Genomic DNA, 18,772 nt, shown 5'->3' with positions numbered 1-18,772 from the left:
TACGAGACTAGGCAGGAAAGACGACCTTGTCGTACACGTCGGCTGCCAAGAGTTGGCATTCGATCGCCTCGAGCTCGACTTTACCGCCCAAGGTCGAGCAACTGGTCAGGCTCCAAGTGGCATCGTCGCGACGGCTGAAGCAATCGATGGCGTAACGATCTTGCGCGATCAACACGTAGTGCTCCAAACCGGGGATCGTTCGATAATGCTCAAACTTCTTACCTCGATCGTACGCCTCCGTGGAATCCGAAAGGACTTCGACCAGAACAATTGGATTGAGCAGGACATCCCCTGCATCGGATTCCAGCTGAGGATCTCCGCAGACTACGGAAAGATCGGGGTAGGTATAGAGCCCCGTCGCCGCGACTCGCAACTTCAAGTCACTAGGAAAAACTCGGCAGGGTTTCTTCTTGAGTTGTTCGCGTAGACTTGAGCCTGCGTTTAGGACGATCAAGTTGTGATTGGCCGATGCGCCTGCCATGGCGAACATCTCACCCCGGAAGTACTCCGAACGGAATGCTGCATTGCGTTCTCGATGCAGGAACTCTTCTGGGGTGATGAACGGTTTGGGTACAGTCGCCATGGGGAGGATTCCTCGCGTTTTCGGGAAGACAGACGCCTTTCCATTATAACCTCTCGAAACGGGTCTGGCTGGCGTTGGTTCCCTTGCCAGGGCCCGTCGCTGCTTCAGGCTGAGCGCCTATTCTTCCGTCTCTCTTCGAAAATCCCGGGGGCATTGACCAGACGTGTCCCTGCTACGGCGATCCTAGTTGTGGCGGGGTGAACTCAACGGAGGGAAGGGACAAGCGATGAATGCAAAAGAGATGGTGGCGATCAATCGAGCGATGCAGAATCCGGACGACTGGGTCGTGCAGCTTCAGTACATCGACAAAGCGGGCACTGTTACCGAACGAGTGATCAGCCCGATCCGATGGCTCGGAGGTCAATCGCTCTTGGCACTTTGCCTCTGTCGCGAAACACCCCGACGGTTCGAGCTGGCGCGATGTTCGCAGATTCGGCCCTTGAGAGCCGACGATATCCTCATGCCCGTACCCATTCGAACGATCGGACCAAAAACCGCGATGGAGCCGTGTCTTACGTAGCGGTTGCAGCCAGCTGACCGGCTTGATGATCGTTGTCGACGGTATCCCCTGCGATCCAACCGCTCATCAAGACCATGGGCATGCCTGGCCCTGGATGCGCAGCCCCACCAGCCAGATAGAGCCCCTTGAGATCCTTCGAGCGATTCGCTGGCTTGAAAGCCCCCAGATACTTGCCGTGGCTGGCCAGCCCATAGATGGCGCCATTGAGAACCCGGTATCGCTTGTGGATCCCTTCGGGGGTCAACGAAGCCTCGCATACAATGCGATCGCGAATCCCCTTCATGCCCCCGGTTCGTTCCAGCTTGTCCAAAATCACTTCCCGATACTCGGGTAGCATCTTGCTCCAATCGTGCTCGGGTCGGAGGTAGGGTGTGTGAACCAAAATGTACAACGCCTCTCCTCCTGGCGGTGCAACGGCTGGTTCGCTGATCGATGGTGCGCACACATAAGCTGTCGGATCGGGAGCCGGTTTGCCTTGACGGTAGATGTAGTCGAACTCTTCGTGAGGGTCTTTGGAGAAGACAAAATTGTGGTGAAGGAGATGGTCGTACTTCTGGTTCAGGCCCAGGTAAAGGACGACACCGGAGCAAGCAGGCTCGTACTTGCGTCGCTTCTCAAATTTCTTCTCGGTCGGTGTGCCGTTTAGCAATTCGCGGTGTGTTCGGACGCTATCGCAGTTCGAAACCACCGCATCGAATTGGAATGTTTCTCCGGATGCGGTCGTAACACCGCGAACGGATTGCCCATCGTTTTGAATGGCAACGACATCGATACTGGTTCGGATATCCACTCCCAATTCTCGCGCGAGCTTTTCCAAGGCAACGGGGACCGCTCGTGTACCGCCCATCGGATACCACACCCCTTCTTCTGTTTGCATGTGCGCGATTCCACACAGGACAGCAGGGGAAGCTTCGGGGGACGACCCGACGTACTGAGTGAAGTGATCGATCATTTGCGCGGCTCGCTCATCGGGAACGCAGGATCGCACCAATCCCGCGACGGATCTCCCCATCCGCAGCGACAACACATCCTTGAGAACTGCGGGCGAAAAAGCTCCTCCGACCTCCATCGTATCGGCAATTCCTCCCACGCTTCGCCAGAAGAAGAACTTGTCTGATACCTTGTGCAACTGCTTCGAGATTTGCATGAATCGCTCATAACCAGCCCCTGCACCTGGGTTCTTGGAGAATTTGTCCAAGCTCTCTCGCATCTTCTGGATATCAGAGATCAAATCCAGCACGCTACCATCTTCGAAGAAGCATCTCCACTGGGGATCGAGCGGGACGAGCTCCATGTAATCCTCGAGTTTGCGGTTGGCTTCGCTGAAGATGCGTTTGAGGACCGAGGGAAGGGTCAAGATGGTCGGCCCCATATCGAATCGATATCCATCCTGCTGGTGGACGGCCGCCTTTCCACCGACCCATTCGTTCTTTTCCAGCAAAGTCACGCGGTGCCCTCGGGCTGCCAGCGTGCAAGCTGCGGCGAGGCCGGCTAGTCCTCCGCCGACGACACCTATATTCAAAGAACGACTGCTTTGTTGGATCATGACAAACCTCAAGGTCCGGTTTTCGTGGGTTATTGCTTGTTTCGCATCGCCAAAATGGCTTGAACAATTTGCTGAACGCCATTCCAACGAGCCAGCCAAGTGCTCGAGTGGACGCATTGTAGCAATCCGTCTAGGACGGACTCGTCGGCAGGAGTCGGGGGCTGAGCATGGGGCAGCCAGGCCCCTTTGCGAACCGAAACGACCTTGGGAACGGTCATGGAAAGGAGACCTTCGTCTCCCCGGGTCACGCCAAATCCGCTCTCGCCGCGGCCACCGAATGGGAGCTGGGGATCCGCCGTGGGGACGATCAAATCATTGATGGTGATGCAACCGGCGGTAATGTATTTCGTGATCCGCAATGCATCTTCCAAAGGACCGAAGATGCTAGCAGAGAGGGCATAAGGGCACTGCGAGTCGGCTTGCAGTGCATCGGCCCAATCGTCCACCGGGATGATCATCAAGACGGGCGCGAAAATATCCCACGAGCACATCTCCATGGAGGGAGCCATATCGGTGAGAACCAGATGCCCCATCGACACCGTCTTGGGAACAACCGCTTCGCTCGGCTCGCCCCGTTCCAGCGATCGCAAATCGGGGAGTGGATGTCTGCCGTGGCTTTCGAATATCCTGGCACCTTGCGCTACCGCATTTTCGACGCCATCCCAGACGCGGCGATAGATGGCCGTTGGGATTGGGGAGCTCCATTCCCTTTGGTTTTCCTCAGCAAGCCTCTGAGCTAGCAATCGATGGAACACTTCGGACGCTTTGCGGGTAATAAAGACCCTTCGCGGGGCCATGCAAGTCGCACCACCGTTGAGCCGCAATCCAAACAGGAGCAAATCGCACACCCGATGCATATCGGCACCCGGCAACACGTAAACCGCATCGCAGCCGCTCAATTCCATTGTGGCAGGAGTTAATGAATTCGCCAGCCGTCCGAGAACGGCGCGGCCTGATGCACTGCTACCTGTCATCACGACTTTATCGACACCGATTTCGATCGCATGCTCCGCAGCAGCGATGCTGCTGTCCAAGACCACGACCAACCCTTCGGGTACGCCCGATTCCTGTAAGATCCGGGCCCACAGCTCGGTGACCCCTTCGGCTCCTGGAGCCGGCTTGATCACGACGCCGTTTCCGGCCGCTAATGCCTGCAAAGTCTGCACGCCGGTCAATAACAACGGGTAATTGCCCGCTCCTATGATCAAGACCAACCCATGCGGGACTCGCTCCACAGTCGAATGGAGGCCTCCAAGCCAAAAGGGAGTCAGCCAGCGGCTCGCGTACCTAGTCTTCAATATCCTGCGGGCACGCCTGCAAACCCACCGAGCGGCATCCGCCAAGGGCATCAACTCCGCGGCAACCGTCTCGCGATACCCTTGCCGTGTCGGGGTCTGAATCGCTTCGGCAAGCTCTCGTCGGTAATGCACCAGCAAGCTTCGCACCTTCTTGAGCCTGCTCAATCGCTCCTTGAGCGGTAACTGACTCCATGCCAGCTGAGCTCCATAGGCGCGCGAGAACTCGCTCTCTTTTGGGGAGCTTCCGGCTTTGTGGGGAATGCTTGAGAGCTTGGACAAAAAGGACGCATCGACATTCATGCCATGAGCATATCAGTATCCCCTCACTCCAGGTAGGGCTTGAAATCGCAACGCCATCTACCCCATCTTTCGGGGAGTTCGGCCGTATCGGAACACGGTCCGTGCTCCTTGAAGGCAAACCTCCCAGCAGATTTACTAGCCACTCTCGATGGGAGCCACTTGCCAACCGCCGCAAATCGATTTCGTCTCGAAGCGTGTTTCCTATCTTTTTCTAGGTAGCACAACGCCCTCGGGCCTCCATGACGTCCTCGGAGTTATCTGATTTTCTATCTCCAACTCCAATTGGCACGGCCCATGCGTCCGATGCAAAAGCGCTGACGCTGACGAGAGAACTTCCACGCCCGGGTTCTCCCTTTCATTCACTTAGAATTCCATTTCACAGGACGTTTCCCATGCGACGCTATCGATCCCCCAAGCCCCGCGGCTTCACCCTCGTCGAGCTTCTCGTTGTCATTGCTATCATTGGTATTCTAGTGGGGCTGCTATTGCCTGCCGTGCAAGCGGCCCGAGAAGCGGCTCGGCGGATGCAGTGCTCGAACAACCTCAAGCAGCTGGGGCTCGCGGTTCAAAACTTTGAGTCCGCGCGAAAAGAAGTTCCGACCAGTCTTCGCCCACCATCCAATGTTGCAAGCTCCGGAGAGCAAAGCCGGGTTTCGGTCCTCACCGATCTGCTACCGTTCTTGGAGCAGAACGCTATCTACGATCGCTACAACAAAGCGATCAACTGGAATCAAGGCACGAATATCGCTTTGTCTCAGACACGAATCCCTGCCTTCGTATGCCCATCCAATCCCGATGGTGGAGCACTGGACACAGCCCCACCAGGCAGCACGGCGGCGTTCATCCCCGGCATTGCCGCTTCGACCGACTATTCGCCCATCTTCGGCATCGCCCCTGGCGTATTCACGCAAACACTCGGTTTGAGCGCCCCTCCCGAACTCTATCGCGATCCCGCAGAGGTCTTTGCTGGAGTGAATCCTCCTTACACGTACGTGCGCGGATTCTTTCCGAAGAATGCGACCATCAACCCATCGACGGGTCTTCAGACGAGCAAGGGCTACAAGTTCAGCAACGTCTCAGACGGTCTATCGAATACGTTGGCATTCGCCGAGTCGGCGGGCCGACCCTTTGTCTATGTGAAGCGTAAAAAGCTTGCGGGAGGAAATGCACTCAACGATACGGATGCGTCTTCTGCTAACACCGACCGACTGAATTCGGGAGGATGGTCACGTCCCGCGAGCGATCTAATGCTCTTCGGCGCAACCAACGATCCGCGAGGTGTGTTGGGGGGAACGGTTTCATTCAACTCGACGAACGGACACAACATCCGCGGCTTAACCTACACCCCGCAGGGCATCGCGCAGACCGTACTCGGATTGCCGATCGCCACCCACGGAACCGGCGCCCCCTATTCGTTTCACACCGGTGGAGCCCACTTCGCCCTCGGAGATGGATCGGTTCAGTTTATCAGCGAAGGAGTCAACCTCGCTGTCTTCCTCTCTTTGGCAACACCGGCAGGTGGTGAAATCCCCGGCGAGCTGTAAACAGCCAGCACCGTCGATGCTTTCACACACAGTCCAACGCAACCGGAGAGCAGACATCGTTTTGCGCTCCGGCTATTTTTTGAAAGGAGTATTTACTTTGATTCCATCCCCATCGCGACCCGTTATGTCCCCTCCATCTTATGCGGTCACTGCTCTGTCGATAGCAGGGCTATACTTCGGTGCAACGGGTTGCTCTAATACCACCATGCCATGGGAAAAAACCTATCCCGTGAGCGGAGTGGTTCAGTACAAAGGGAAGCCAGTACCGGGGGCAGAATTGGCGTTTTTCCCCGTGGACGCTTCGTTTCCAGATGAAGTCCGGCCCAAAGCCAAATCGAATCCGGCTGGATCATTTGACATCTGGACTTATGTTCAATCGGATGGCATACCTGCGGGCAAGTACCGAGTGACCGTGGTCCAGCACGAAGTCTCGGTTTCCAAAGGCACGATCGTCGCGAAGCCCAATGCGCTGCCAAGCAAGTACGCTACACTCGACAAAACCGACCTGCAAATCGAAATCCAGCCGAATGCCAATGGGTCCATTGCAATCGATTTGAAGTAGTGCATGTCAAGCTGCTCACGGCAGTTTGGCACGGCAGTTTGGCACGGCAGTTTAGCACTGCAGGTTGGCACTGCAGGTTGGCACTGCAGGAAGCCATTGCAAGTACTTGCGTATCACTCCCTGCTCGTCGCGCGGTGAGTGTTGCGCATTGGCGTTTGTGCGCTAATTCAATAGTGGCAAAGGTGCCAGCGAGACATGGATTTTGAACTGTTGGCTGTCGCGGATGTAAATGATGTCGACTTCTCGATTGACGCCTGTCAAACCGACAAGTTGGACGAGGTGCTCATCGTTGTCGACGGGCGTTCCGTCGAATTCGAGGATAATATCCCCATACCGCAATCCAGCTTGCTCAGCCGGGCTATTCGGTTTGATCACCTTAACAAATGCACCTCGGGGGGGCGGAGTTCCCGGGGCGGTATTGGAGGAGTTGAAGGCTCTCTCGACACTGACCCCGAGGTAAGCGCGTTGCAATTCACCTCGCTCGACTAGTTGTTTTGCGACACTCACCGCGATGTTGATTGGGATAGCGAAGCCGATCCCTTCATTGCCACCGCTGTTGCTGGCGATCGCAGTGTTGATGCCGACGACTTCGCCACGCATGTTCATCAGCGGACCGCCGCTGTTGCCGGGATTGATCGCGGCATCGGTTTGAATGAAGTCTTGGAAGACGATGGCTTTGGAGCCCAGTTCCAGATTGCGTCTTCCTTTCGCGCTGACGATCCCGTAGCTAACCGAATGGTTCAATCCAAAGGGGCTGCCGACGGCGAAGACGAAATCCCCAATCTCTAATTGCCGGCTATCGGCAATCTTCGCGGTGGGGAGAGGAGTTCGGTCGATTTCGATCACGGCGACGTCGGTCGAAGGATCCTCGAGAACACGGAGGGGAGTTAATAAACCACCTTCGGATGTTTCCAAGCGGATGTTTTGCAGAGGGGCACCATGGATCACATGGCGGTTGGTAAGAATGACATTGATGTTGTTGAGCGCAACGATTACGCCCGATCCCGCCTCTTCGATTCGTTTTGTTTCCCGAGGCTTTCCGTTGGTTCGCTCTGAGGATAGTTCCTCCTTGATGGCTTCAATGTGAACCACGGTTGGGGCGACGAGTCGAACGACGCGTCGAAGCAATGATTGATGGCGTTCGAGAAGCTCGACCTCTTGGGCAATTTGTTCGTATTGTTCATCGCGGGATCGGTTGGAGAGGAAATCGGTTCCGGTTCGAACGGAAACGGGAATCTGCTCCGATCCTCGCGGGGGGAATGCTGGAACAGGTTGTTGCGCCACGGCACTCCCGGAAAGACCTGCAACGCATCCTAGCACGGCAGCGTCGCGCGCCGACTTGGTAACCCAAGCTTTAAACCAGGCACGAAGCGAATTGCGTTTTCTGCGACTGGATTGTTCACGCATAGGATTGGCAGTTCGTAGCGGTTGTAACAAATAGCGAAACAGCTCACAGCGGTCCTGGACAGACGTTTGCAAGCCTTTTCTCCAATGTCGGTTGTCGATTCCCGAGGATCGAGCGCATCGAACTCAATTCGAATCGAAAAGGGTGAGAGCACCACCGCATGTGACAGAGGTTCGTCCCCTATCGATTATCCCGATCGTTCTGTCGGGATCGCACACCAGCATGCCGAGACCACTTCGATGTGGCAAACAGGCCTGGGGACAGCCAAATGAAAAACGGGCAAATGAAAAACGGGCAAATAAAAAACGGGCAAATGAAAAACGGTCCGTTTGGCAGTTCGCCTTCCAGGCGACAGAGAGGCTGCCAAACGGACCGTGTTATTTTCTCGCGGCGATTCTTCGCCGCGATCTTTCCCAGTAATCTAGCTTCGTCAATCTAGCTTCGACTTTTAGCGAGCGGGTCGCTCACCGATGGGTTTCTAGACAATGAGTTCGGGGTCTTGTCCAGGTTGCGGAACCCAGTAGCGTCCATCGTCATCGGGCTTGAGAGGTGCTTCGTCGGAGAAGTCATCCATGGCGTCGGTGTTGGCGAGGGAGACTTTGCTGTTGAGGCAATCTTTCCAGCTCAGTTTCTTTCCGGTGTAAGTCGCCATGCGTCCCATGATCGAAGTCATCGTGCTGTAGGCACCGTAGTCACCTTCGTTGGGGATTTCTCCCTTGCGAATGGAAGCGAAGAGATCGACGTGCTCCTTCGCGTGTCCCTGCTCGTTGGCGGGAGCGGTCCAGATCACTTTGTTATCGCGATCGTAGATTTTGCCCGCATTGATTTCGCACCAGCCTTTGCTGCCGTGTGCGTACTCTTTGACTTCGTTCCAGCAGCCGGAGATTTGACGGCATTGGGAAAGGAGCTTTGTGCCGTTCTCATAGGTGAACTCGACGAAGTGATGGTCATAGATTTGGCCATACTGTTTGCCGGTCCGAACCTGACGACCTCCTTGCCCCTGTGCCTCGACGGGATAACCGTCCATGAGCCAGTTGATCACGTCCAGATTGTGGATGTGTTGTTCGCAAATATGGTCGCCGCTGAGCCAGTTGAAGTGGTACCAGTTATTGATTTGGTACTCGAGTTCCGATTGTTGTGCTTCTCGGTTTCGAACCCATAGGTCACCCATGTTCCAGTAAGCACGGGTCAGGATGATGTCGCCAATGGCACCGTCTCGCAGTTTTTGAATCGTCGCTTGGTAGCCCGATTCGTGTCGGCGTTGCAAACCAACACCCACAGCCAATTTCTTTTCCTTGGCCATCTTATTGGCTTCGAGAACGCGTCGAACGCCAGGCGCATCAACGGCTACTGGCTTTTCCATGAACACGTGCTTGCCGGCTTTGATCGCGGCTTCGAAGTGCATCGGTCGGAAGCCAGGCGGGGTCGCCAGGATGACCATGTCGACGTCGCTTTCCAGAACCTTTTTGAACGCATCGACCCCGACGAAAGTCCGATCTTTCAAATCGACGAGGGCAGCGTGTTTCTTTTGGATCGCGCCCAGGGATCCGTCAATCCGGAACTTGAAGGGGTCAGCAACCGCGGTCAGTTTCAAACGGTTCGAGTCGCTTGCCGTGTCGAGCGCTTGGAGGGCAGCTCCCGTTCCCCGACCACCGCAACCGACCAACCCGATTTTGATTTCATCGCTGCTAAAAGTGTGGGCGGCTCGGCTGATGGGCAAACTGTTCACTGCGACGGCACCTGCTGCGACGACCCCTCCAGCCTGGAGGAAACCGCGGCGGGATTCAGTCGACTGAGATTCTTGTGGCTGACTCATAGATCTGTTGAAAACTCCAAAGTAGGAAATTGCAGTGCGTGGGTCGAGAGATGGTATCCAAAGCAATTAGGACCGAATCAACGCCTCCAGAAGGAGAGCGGATGCTCCACGCGGACCCGGCAAAAGTGGAGGACTTTTGCTGTAGGAGTCGAAGAGGAATGGGCTTGTAGCCAATAGCTGTCAGGCCAACGTGGAGCACCGGCAGGATGAACCAGTCTTTTGGCGAACGAGTCCGCCAAAACCCCCAGTTAAGGGAGCCGAATTTACCGGATACCGAAACTATACCTTTGATTTGATTCGTACGCAACCCTTTGGCAGGGATCAAAGGGAATTCACGAAACCTAAACCTGCGTCCAATGGCCCTTTTCTGCCTCTTGCAAATAGGCCTTGAGTATCCCCTGGGTAGCCGATAAGTTGCTGCCAAACCAAGATTTAGCTTGCTCCCAGCCCTCCGTGGAGCCTTTCAAGGCGGAAACGTTATGCACCCCTACCGAACCCATCATTGCTCCCAACTCGCCGTTTCCGACGTCGATTCCACCGTGCGACTTTCCGGTTGGGTTTTTCGGGTTCGGGATCACGGCAACGTTCTCTTTATCGATCTTCGCGACCATTATGGGGTGACCCAAATCGTGGTGGATAAAGACAGCAGTGCCTTCCCGGTCCTCCAATCGGTCAAATTGGAGTCGGTCATCCGAGTTGACGGAAAAGTCCTTGCCCGTAGCGGCGACCGTATCAACCCGAACCTTCCTACCGGCGAGATCGAAGTTCGGGCTAGTGCCATTGAGATCATGTCGGAGGCTGCCGAGCTCCCTCTCCCGATCGCTGGCAACGCGGAATATCCCGAAGACATCCGTCTGCGCAATCGCTTTCTCGACCTTCGCCGCGAGAAGTTGCACGCCAATATCGTGCTCCGTTCCCAAGTCATCGCGAGCTTGCGACGCCGGATGATCGCTCAGGGATTCACCGAATTCCAAACGCCGATCCTGACCGCATCTAGCCCCGAGGGAGCCCGTGACTTCTTGGTCCCCTCCCGTCTGCACCACGGAAAGTTCTACGCTTTGCCGCAGGCTCCGCAGATGTTCAAACAGCTGTTGATGGTGGCTGGGTTCGATCGCTATTTCCAAATCGCCCCTTGCTTTCGAGATGAGGACGCGAGAGCAGACCGCTCTCCAGGTGAATTTTACCAACTCGACTTCGAAATGAGCTTTGTCACCCAAGAGGACGTATTCCAAGCCATCGAACCGGTCCTCCATGGCGTGTTCGAGGAATTTCGCAACGGCAAGAGCGTCACTCCCCCTCCCTTCCCTCGCATTTCCTATAAAGATGCGATGCTCAAATACGGGAGCGACAAACCGGACTTGCGCAACCCCATTGAAATCTCCGATGTCACCGAGATCTTCCGCGGAGGTGGCTTTGGCGTCTTTGCCAACGCAATCGAACAAGGCTCGGTGGTTCGCGCTATTCCCGCACCCGGCGCTGGCGTCCGTCCCCGAAGCTTCTTCGATGGCACCAATCAATGGGCCAAGGACGAGGGCTTTGCAGGGCTCGGCTACATCAACTTCAAAGGTGGAGAGCCAGGCGGAGGGGTCGCAAAGAACCTTGGGCCCGAACGGGTCGCGCAGCTCGTCACCCAAATGGGATTGGGCCCCGATGACGGCGTGTTCTTCGCGTGCGCGAAACCGAATGTTGCCGCCAAACTAGCAGGTGCAGCCCGAACCAGGGTCGGCACGGAACTGGGGCTGATCGAAAAGGACAAGTTCAAATTCTGTTGGATCGTCGATTTCCCCATGTTCGAGTGGGACGAAGTCGAGCAAAAAGTCATCTTCAGCCACAACCCATTCTCCATGCCTCAGGGAGAGATGGAGGCGCTCCAGACGATGGACCCGCTCGACATCCTCGCGTACCAGTACGACATCGTGTGCAACGGGATCGAACTCTCTTCGGGAGCCATTCGAAATCACAAGCCCGAGATCATGTACAAGGCATTTGAAATCGCAGGCTACGATCGAAGCGTCGTCGATGAACAATTCCGTGGCATGATCAACGCATTCAAATACGGCGCACCCCCACACGGTGGATCGGCTCCAGGAGTCGATCGCATCGTCATGCTCCTGGCGGACGAACCGAATATTCGGGAAGTCATTTTGTTCCCCATGAACCAGAAAGCCGAGGACTTGATGATGGGGGCACCTTCGGAAGTCACCCCAAAGCAACTCAAGGAACTCGGTATTCGCTTCATCGGCGACACCAAACCGCAAACGCCGAGCTAGCCAAGAGTTCAACGGCGTTAGCCTGTGCGATCCGAAACGGACCGAGCGAATTTTGGCTGGTCAAAAGGCATCGCTCGGGTGACAATACCGCCATGCTAAGAAAGTTTCTTCGTTCCAAGATTCACCGGGCGACCGTAACGCAAGCCGACTTGCATTACGAAGGGTCTTTGACGCTACCTCCCGATTTGCTTTTGGCGGCCGGTATCGATCCCTTCGAGTCGGTTCACGTATGGAACGTGACCCGCGGCACTCGACTCGAAACCTACGCTATCTTGGGCGAGCAGGGTTCGAACGATGTCTGCATCAATGGCGCCGCAGCGCATTTGGTGCGCCCTGGTGATATCATCATCATCGCGACCTTCGGGTTCCTGCAGGAAACCGGTCCGGAATGGAGAATCCCGGAGCCCAAAGTCGTCTTCGTGGACGACCAAAACAAAATCACCTACACCGGACGCGAAATCGCGGGTCCTCGCCGGCGCATCGTGGGGGAAACCTCGCCCGATTGCTGCTAACGCGAAGCGGGTCGGCGAAACCTCGCATGCACTCGACTTGGAAACCCCTCTTATGTTGGACCGCACGTTAGAGCCCGAGATCATGGATTCATGCGACGAGGCGATGGCCTACGATGCGATGGACCATTCGGCAGTCAACGAAGCATTCGCGAGGGACTTGCTGGCCGTCCCTTCCTTAGGAACCGACCTTCTCGATTTAGGAACCGGTACGGCGCTGATCCCGACCGTCTTATGTCGGTTGAATCCCGACGTTCGAATCATGGCAGCCGACGCGTCCCGCTGGATGTTAGAGATCGCTCGCTATAACCTCGAAGTCTTTCAGTGCGCATCGCGAGTCCAATTGCACTTGGTCGATGCCAAAGACATGATCTTCCAGGACAATTATTTCGACGGTGTGATCTCCAACACCCTCTTGCATCACTTGCCCGAGCACGATGCTTTTTTCCGGGAAGCGATCCGTGTTCTCCGTCCAGGCGGCGTGCTGTTTTTGCGAGACCTGTTCCGACCCGAGACGGACGCGGAGGTGGAAAGGCTCGTGATGACCCACGGAGGAATCGATTCAAAGGGACAACAATTGCTCCGCCAAAGTTTTCATGCCGCGCTCACCCTGGCCGAGATCCAGTCGCTCGTCGAACCCTTCGGGATCCCGAAAGATTGTGTTCGTATGACAAGCGATCGCCATTGGACGCTCGCCGCCAGAGCTTCGTCGTCAAAACAATCGTTTGCACCTGTGCATCCACTTCAGCCATCGACCGACCCTTCTACCCAAGCTTGATCCTATGGAACAACAATATTTGGATCTGATGCGTCAGATCATCGAGCACGGCGATGCGAAGAGCGACCGAACCGGCGTGGGAACACGGAGCCTATTCGGCGCCCAAATGCGATTCGATCTATCCAAGGGATTCCCGCTTCTGACTACGAAGAAGCTGCATCTTCGAAGCATTATCTATGAACTCTTGTGGTTTCTTCGCGGAGAAACCAACATCTCCTATTTGAAGCAGAATCGCGTTAGCATTTGGGATGAATGGGCCGATTCGCAAGGAGAATTAGGCCCCGTCTACGGAAAGCAGTGGCGCTCTTGGGAGTGCCCCGACGGCAGAGTGATCGATCAGATTGCTCAGGTGCAGCAGCAGATCATGAAGACACCCGATTCGAGGCGGTTGATCGTCAGCGCCTGGAATGTGGCCGACATCCAAGACATGGCATTGCCACCGTGCCATCTTCTCTTTCAATTCTATGTCGCCAACAACCGACTCAGTTGCCAACTTTACCAGCGGAGCGCGGACTTCTTTCTAGGAGTTCCGTTCAACATTGCCTCCTATTCCCTCCTCACCATCATGATGGCGGGATCCTGCGGATTGATACCAGGAGACTTTGTACATACGCTCGGCGATGTACACCTCTACAACAATCACCTCGAGCAAGCTCACTTGCAGTTAACGCGAACGGTACGCACGTCACCCAAACTAGTGCTCAAGCAATTCCGCCCGAGCGTGCTGGACTACGAGTTCGATGACATCGAACTGCAGGATTACAATCCTCATCCCCACATCCCGGCGCCGGTCGCAGTATAACACCTTGCTGCACCTGCGCTCCTCAATAGGCTCCTCAATAGGCTCCTCGACAAGCTAATCGAATTGCCTATCCATAACGCGAATCGCTTTCTGGCTTGATCGTTCTCACGATATCTTCTTTGAGAACATCGTCCAATTCGTGCGCGACCAAGTACCCCTGCAATGCGGTTTTCAGTCGATTGGACTGGCTGCGAATCGCTTCGCTTCTCCGATCGCGAGAACGGAGCGAAGCAATCTCCACGTCGAGCAGGGTGCACACCTTCACATTCCCACTCTTGCCTGCCACCTTCATTTCGATGTCGGCAATCTCGATCGACATCCGGAATTTGCCCAATCGCTCGTCCGACCGTTTCGGGATCGGAGTCTGTTTGCAGTCCAAATCCAGTATCACGTGATTGCTATCGACATGCTGAACTACAGCATGGAATTCGCGGACAAACCCTTTCAGTTTCTCCAGCGTGACAGCCCGGGGGACATTCGTGAAGAGCTGGGTCCGTATCGATTTTTCATTCGACGCGCAGAGCCAGCCCCACCAAGATCGCCTGGTACTCAACCGTATTTTTTGAGAAGTGGGTTCCGCATCACCTAACGCAACCACTTGGTCCCGTCCGCTTTCCTTCGCGATCAGCAAGCCTCGGTCCGCTCGTCCCAATACCGTTTCAGTGGAGTCTTCGGGCTGGACGATCGCGACGCCAAAACTCGCGGTAAGACACTGATTGCGGAGAGCAGGAATTGGGGTGCGCTGAAGCTTCTTGCGGATGGTTTCCGCTAGCTCCTTCGCTTCCTGGAGATCGCATTGACCGCAGAGCATGACGAACTCCTCGCCGCCGTACCGCGCGACGAAATCCGATTCTCGGCAAGATTCCTTCAGCAAATTCGCAAAGGCAATCAACGCATCGTCTCCGGCTTGATGGGAATACGTATCGTTGATCTTTTTGAAGAAATCGATGTCGCAGATGATGACACTCGCTGGCTCTCTCGTGCGCTGATGGTACTCCACGAACTCGGGAAGTTGACGGTTCAACTCGCCTCGGTTCGCCAGCTTCGTCAATTGATCCTGGCAAGCCCGTTCGCTAAGGTGAAGGATCTTTCGTTCGAGTTCTGCCGTTTCGCTCACGTCTTCGATGATCATCGCGCCGCCACACAGATGACCTCGATCGCTGATCACCGGCACGACATCGACTTGAACCTGTATCATCTTGCTCCCCTGCGTTCGGATAGCAAGCCTCTGTTTTTTGGTCTCTCCGTTCGTCATCAAGGCGCGGAACGGGCAATCCACTTCCTGCAATTGAAAGCCTTCGGTATCGCAAAGACCGGCGATCTGAGGTGTCCAGTACTGATGGAGCACAGACGTCACAGATTTTCCAGTAAAGCGTTCCGCAGCCGAGTTCCAATCGAGAATGCGGTACTCGGAATCGATGAAGACGACGCCGTTTTGAACATGATCCATCATGTGGCGATAAAAGGTTTCATTGAGTGAGTGAACGAGCGTGCTCCCCATGCGATCGTTACCGGGCTGGCGATCCATCTCGAACAATCGAGAAAAATCGTGCTGTTCAATGCGATTGATCCACCGCTCGGCCACGCGGGCTTGAAGCTGCCTGTCATTGCTTAAGACAAGCTCGGCGAACGACTTCGCCAACTTGGGATCAAATTGGGTACCACCTAACCTGATGATCTCGGCGAGTGCCATCTCCCGTGTCATCGCATCGCGGTAGACTTGCTTCGCGGTCATCGAGTCGTACGCGTCAATGACATTGACCAATCGGCTGGCAAGGGGCGCAATATCAGGCGAAAGAAGATTGCTGGACGATTCATAACTGGTTCCGAGTCCGGCGATGGCCAGCAATAGCTCTTTGCTCGCTCCCGCCGCCCGAAGAATCTCGAGCCCGACCTGGCTATGCATGTCCATCATCGACTGCTCATGCTCTAGCAACCTCTCGGGCTTCTGCAGGACGCGGTCAGGAATGCCTATTTTTCCGATCTCATGCATGAGCGCAAGCGTTTCGAAAAGCTGCTGCTGATCCTCCTTCAGCTCGTGCTTTGTCGCCCAAGCCGAGGTCCAGAATGCGACGCGCAGCGAATGAGCCGCAGCAGGGGGATGCTTGGCTCGAAGCGAAACATAGAGACTGGAGACCGTCCCAAAACGAGCATGCACCATCGACTGCCATGCGCCGGCGTTTTCCGTGTTGATCTGAGCTGGGCAGATCGGTAGCGGGATCGGTGCACCCGGAAGGGGGCCGCCCACAATTTGGCTTAATACGTCGCTAAAATCTGACATGGTTCCAACGTCGAAAAGTGTGGTTTCTCGCAGTAAAAAACTGTACGATGCGTTCCAGACGGGGAATTCCTTGCCCCGACGTTCGTATTCAAATTCGTGTTATGCGAATGAGAAAAGGTGCGGGTTGGAGCGATTTTTCGGATGACGCCGTTCGCGTCGTCCCCTCCCCCACCCGCGCTCAGGACGCTGCCACCTTCAACCACACGCCCCCTCTCTTCCTTTCCACCCTCTCTTTGACCCAAGCCATCTTTATGATCCCTTCACAACCACAGCCTCGCTCCCTCTTCCGATCTTGGACATCGTCTGTGCCCCTCCTGACGGCAATGTTTCTTGCCATCACCTCTGCCGCCAGCCCGTTGTTTGGCCAGCTATCGACAGGCTGGAAACAACACGACTGGGATCGCGAACGCCCCGCGATCGTCACACCGGGCGAACTGGCTGGCCCCGTCGCGCACCCCTCAGATGCCATCGTCCTCTTCGACGGAACGAGCCTCGACAAATGGCGATCCGCCGACGGAGGACCGGCAAAGTGGGTGATCAAGGACGGAGTCATGGAGTCGGTTCCCGGCAGCGGGTACGTCTACACGGCGGATTCCTTTGGCGATGTCCAACTGCACGTGGAATGGGCATCCCCGGTAAAAGTAGTGGGGAAGAGCCAGGGAAGAGGAAATAGCGGAGTGTTCCTGCAAGGGCTTTTCGAAGTCCAGGTCCTCGATTCGTTCGACAACATCACCTACGCGGACGGGCAAGCAGGAGCAATCTATGGCCAGTATCCACCCCTCGTAAACGCCAGCCGAAAACCGGGCGAATGGCAAACCTATGACATTGTCTTCCGCCGCCCCCACTACGAACCGAACGGAGCCCTCCAGCAACCCGCTCGCATGACAGTCTTCCACAACGGTGTCCTCATCCAAGACAACGTTCGCCCGCTCGGCCCCACCTCTTGGCTCCAGCACCATCCCTATTCGAAGAGCGAAGAGAAACGCCCCCTGTCGTTTCAAGACCACGGGAACCCCGTCCGCTACCGAAACGTTTGGCTCCGAGAGCTTCCTCCCGAAACCATTCCGCAACCGAAATCCGCTTACGACCCTGTAATCGTGGAATTGACCGAGGATCAAAAGAAGAGGCTGGTCGGCAGCTACCAACGCTCCGGAGGAGGGTCCTGGCAAATCACTTCGAAAAACGGCAAACTCTATCTCAACATCATTGTGAATCCTTTGGAACTGATTCCGCACAGCGCCTCGGAATTTGGCCTAAAGTACACAGCAGGTTTGGTCACGATTCAGTATGATGATGCGGGAAACCCCAAGGAATTGAAGTTCCAGATGGGTGGAGAAACCAGCCGTGCGGTGCGGGCTCCATGACGCCTCGACTCCCGGTACATTCCCGATACCGGTGCATTCCCGATAATCGTGGCATTCCTCGCGATCCTCGCTATTGCTTCGTTCACCCTAAACTCTTGCCAACTCGAATCGGACTGACTTTATGAACCCGGCTTTGTTCGCCATCCTCCTGGTCTTAGGACTGCTTGCGTTCATCATCGTGGCCATCATGCTCGCGATCTTCTCGCGATACTTTTGGCTATGGGTTCAGTCGGTGATGACAGGGGCTAAAGTATCGGTGTTGGATTTGGTCGGTATGCTCTTCCGACGTGTCGACGCGCGCACGATTGTCCGCGGCAAGATCATGTCGACCCAAGCCGGAATCGACGATCCGGATTTGACCACCCGTTCCCTCGAAGCCCATTACTTGGCCCGCGGTAATGTTCCACAAGTCATCCGCGCCTTGGTCGCCGCTCACAAGAGCCGTCAAATCACCCTCACCTTTCGAGGAGCTGCCGCCATCGATCTGGCCGGCCGAGATGTGCTCGATGCAGTGCAAACCAGCGTCTATCCCAAAGTCATCGACTGCCCACCCAAAGGAAGTGCGGTCCCTTTCCTCGACGCGATTGCCAAGGATGGGATCCAACTCAAAGTCAAGGCACGTGTTACCGTCCGGGCGAACTTGCAACGATTGATCGGGGGAGCGACCGAAGAAACGATCATCGCTCGCGTTGGTCAAGGGATCGTGAGCGCGATCGGTTCGGCCAATAGTCATAAAGTTGTTCTCGAGAATCCCGATATGATCTCCAAAGCCGTGCTCGCCAGCAGGCTCGATGATCAAACCGCTTTCGAAATCGTCTCCATCGACATCGCCGATATCGACGTCGGTGAAAACATCGGCGCCCGACTGCAAGCGGACAAAGCGGAGGCAGACACACGTGTAGCCCGCGCCAAAGCAGAAAGTCGTCGCGCCGAAGCCGTCGCAACCGAACAAGAGATGATCGCCAAGATCGAGGAAAGTCGCGCGGCGGTCGTCGCCGCAGAAGCCGACGTACCCCGTGCCGTTGCGGAGGCCCTCTCGACCGGTCGCCTCAATGTGATGGATTACTACAAACTCAGGAACATCACCGCCGATACCGAAATGCGTCAAAGTATCGCGGGCACCAGCACCACCGGCCCGACCAACCCGACGCGCACCCCTGCGTCCTAAGCCTTCACCACGAGTAGGATAACGAC

The 18,772-nt window shown here is 55.7% G+C and carries 15 protein-coding genes; 9 read left to right on the top strand and 6 right to left on the bottom strand.

Annotated features, from left to right (window positions below; translation table 11 throughout):
* Positions 1-7 precede the first annotated feature (7 nt).
* Positions 8-583, bottom strand: a complete 576-nt coding sequence (locus SH467x_RS12290) for a Uma2 family endonuclease (RefSeq protein WP_482367406.1) — start codon at positions 581-583, stop codon at positions 8-10.
* A gap of 226 nt (positions 584-809) precedes the next feature.
* Between SH467x_RS12290 and SH467x_RS12285 the strand changes: the two genes are divergently transcribed.
* Positions 810-1,103 carry a hypothetical protein gene (locus tag SH467x_RS12285; protein WP_482367405.1) on the top strand — a complete coding sequence of 98 codons (294 nt, stop codon included), beginning with the start codon at positions 810-812 and terminating at the stop codon, positions 1,101-1,103.
* On the opposite strand, the gene SH467x_RS12280 is transcribed toward SH467x_RS12285, so the two are convergent.
* Together SH467x_RS12280 and SH467x_RS12275 are read right to left on the bottom strand one after the other, a co-directional pair.
* Positions 1,096-2,649, bottom strand: coding sequence for a phytoene desaturase family protein (locus SH467x_RS12280; RefSeq protein ID WP_482367404.1), 1,554 nt, complete (start codon positions 2,647-2,649; stop codon positions 1,096-1,098). The genes SH467x_RS12285 and SH467x_RS12280 overlap by 8 nt on opposite strands.
* Positions 2,650-2,678: 29 nt before the next feature.
* Positions 2,679-4,247, bottom strand: coding sequence for an aldehyde dehydrogenase family protein (locus SH467x_RS12275; protein ID WP_482367403.1), 1,569 nt, complete (start codon positions 4,245-4,247; stop codon positions 2,679-2,681).
* A 392-nt stretch (positions 4,248-4,639) separates the two neighbouring features.
* On the opposite strand from SH467x_RS12275, the gene SH467x_RS12270 reads away from it, so the two are divergent.
* A complete protein-coding gene (locus SH467x_RS12270) occupies positions 4,640-5,791 on the top strand; it encodes a DUF1559 family PulG-like putative transporter (RefSeq protein ID WP_482367402.1) in 1,152 nt (383 codons plus the stop codon).
* A gap of 205 nt (positions 5,792-5,996) precedes the next feature.
* Positions 5,997-6,353, top strand: a complete 357-nt coding sequence (locus SH467x_RS12265) for a hypothetical protein (protein WP_482367401.1) — start codon at positions 5,997-5,999, stop codon at positions 6,351-6,353.
* A 162-nt stretch (positions 6,354-6,515) separates the two neighbouring features.
* Here SH467x_RS12265 and SH467x_RS12260 read toward each other — a convergent pair whose 3' ends face one another.
* Positions 6,516-7,760, bottom strand: coding sequence for a S1C family serine protease (locus SH467x_RS12260; RefSeq protein WP_482367400.1), 1,245 nt, complete (start codon positions 7,758-7,760; stop codon positions 6,516-6,518).
* A gap of 476 nt (positions 7,761-8,236) precedes the next feature.
* Positions 8,237-9,574: a Gfo/Idh/MocA family protein gene (locus tag SH467x_RS12255; RefSeq protein ID WP_482367399.1), complete on the bottom strand. Its 1,338-nt coding sequence runs from the start codon at positions 9,572-9,574 to the stop codon at positions 8,237-8,239.
* A 479-nt stretch (positions 9,575-10,053) separates the two neighbouring features.
* Between SH467x_RS12255 and aspS the strand changes: the two genes are divergently transcribed.
* The 4 genes from aspS (at position 10,054) to SH467x_RS12235 (ending at position 13,933) form a co-directional block, all read left to right on the top strand.
* Positions 10,054-11,844, top strand: a complete 1,791-nt coding sequence (gene aspS / locus SH467x_RS12250; protein ID WP_482367398.1) for an aspartate--tRNA ligase — start codon at positions 10,054-10,056, stop codon at positions 11,842-11,844.
* A 92-nt stretch (positions 11,845-11,936) separates the two neighbouring features.
* A complete protein-coding gene (gene panD, locus SH467x_RS12245) occupies positions 11,937-12,356 on the top strand; it encodes an aspartate 1-decarboxylase (protein WP_146678320.1) in 420 nt (139 codons plus the stop codon).
* Positions 12,357-12,408: 52 nt separating this feature from the next.
* Positions 12,409-13,131, top strand: a complete 723-nt coding sequence (locus SH467x_RS12240) for a class I SAM-dependent methyltransferase (RefSeq protein ID WP_482367397.1) — start codon at positions 12,409-12,411, stop codon at positions 13,129-13,131.
* A 4-nt stretch (positions 13,132-13,135) separates the two neighbouring features.
* Positions 13,136-13,933 (top strand): thymidylate synthase, encoded by a 798-nt coding sequence (locus SH467x_RS12235; protein ID WP_482367396.1) that lies wholly within the window; start codon positions 13,136-13,138, stop codon positions 13,931-13,933.
* A gap of 67 nt (positions 13,934-14,000) precedes the next feature.
* Here the strand turns inward: SH467x_RS12235 and SH467x_RS12230 are convergent, their stop codons facing one another.
* Positions 14,001-16,214: a bifunctional diguanylate cyclase/phosphohydrolase gene (locus SH467x_RS12230; RefSeq protein WP_482367395.1), complete on the bottom strand. Its 2,214-nt coding sequence runs from the start codon at positions 16,212-16,214 to the stop codon at positions 14,001-14,003.
* 101 nt (positions 16,215-16,315) lie between these two features.
* On the opposite strand from SH467x_RS12230, the gene SH467x_RS12225 reads away from it, so the two are divergent.
* Positions 16,316-17,578, top strand: coding sequence for a 3-keto-disaccharide hydrolase (locus tag SH467x_RS12225; RefSeq protein WP_482367394.1), 1,263 nt, complete (start codon positions 16,316-16,318; stop codon positions 17,576-17,578).
* 121 nt (positions 17,579-17,699) lie between these two features.
* On the top strand, positions 17,700-18,746 hold the full coding sequence (gene floA / locus SH467x_RS12220) for a flotillin-like protein FloA (protein ID WP_482367393.1): 1,047 nt from the start codon (positions 17,700-17,702) through the stop codon (positions 18,744-18,746).
* Positions 18,747-18,772 lie beyond the last annotated feature (26 nt).

Origin of the sequence: Brakhagea slesvicensis, assembly GCF_052161625.1 — a bacterium.
In the GTDB taxonomy this organism is placed as follows: domain Bacteria; phylum Planctomycetota; class Planctomycetia; order Pirellulales; family Pirellulaceae; genus JBKCUI01.
Note: the sequence above shows the minus strand (reverse complement) of the source record. Positions and strands in the feature narration are given on the sequence as shown.

Excerpts from the sequence above, each read along its gene's own strand:
- SH467x_RS12290 (WP_482367406.1), bottom strand. The coding sequence starts at position 583 with ATGGCGACTGTACCCAAACCGTTCATCACCCCAGAAGAGTTCCTGCAT.
- SH467x_RS12285 (WP_482367405.1), top strand. The coding sequence starts at position 810 with ATGAATGCAAAAGAGATGGTGGCGATCAATCGAGCGATGCAGAATCCG.
- aspS (WP_482367398.1), top strand. The coding sequence starts at position 10,054 with ATGCACCCCTACCGAACCCATCATTGCTCCCAACTCGCCGTTTCCGAC.
- floA (WP_482367393.1), top strand. The coding sequence starts at position 17,700 with ATGAACCCGGCTTTGTTCGCCATCCTCCTGGTCTTAGGACTGCTTGCG.
- SH467x_RS12265 (WP_482367401.1), top strand. The coding sequence starts at position 5,997 with ATGCCATGGGAAAAAACCTATCCCGTGAGCGGAGTGGTTCAGTACAAA.
- SH467x_RS12225 (WP_482367394.1), top strand. The coding sequence starts at position 16,316 with ATGCGAATGAGAAAAGGTGCGGGTTGGAGCGATTTTTCGGATGACGCC.
- SH467x_RS12280 (WP_482367404.1), bottom strand. The coding sequence starts at position 2,649 with ATGATCCAACAAAGCAGTCGTTCTTTGAATATAGGTGTCGTCGGCGGA.
- SH467x_RS12230 (WP_482367395.1), bottom strand. The coding sequence starts at position 16,214 with ATGTCAGATTTTAGCGACGTATTAAGCCAAATTGTGGGCGGCCCCCTT.
- SH467x_RS12260 (WP_482367400.1), bottom strand. The coding sequence starts at position 7,760 with ATGCGTGAACAATCCAGTCGCAGAAAACGCAATTCGCTTCGTGCCTGG.
- SH467x_RS12235 (WP_482367396.1), top strand. The coding sequence starts at position 13,136 with ATGGAACAACAATATTTGGATCTGATGCGTCAGATCATCGAGCACGGC.
- SH467x_RS12275 (WP_482367403.1), bottom strand. The coding sequence starts at position 4,247 with ATGAATGTCGATGCGTCCTTTTTGTCCAAGCTCTCAAGCATTCCCCAC.
- SH467x_RS12270 (WP_482367402.1), top strand. The coding sequence starts at position 4,640 with ATGCGACGCTATCGATCCCCCAAGCCCCGCGGCTTCACCCTCGTCGAG.
- SH467x_RS12240 (WP_482367397.1), top strand. The coding sequence starts at position 12,409 with ATGTTGGACCGCACGTTAGAGCCCGAGATCATGGATTCATGCGACGAG.
- panD (WP_146678320.1), top strand. The coding sequence starts at position 11,937 with ATGCTAAGAAAGTTTCTTCGTTCCAAGATTCACCGGGCGACCGTAACG.
- SH467x_RS12255 (WP_482367399.1), bottom strand. The coding sequence starts at position 9,574 with ATGAGTCAGCCACAAGAATCTCAGTCGACTGAATCCCGCCGCGGTTTC.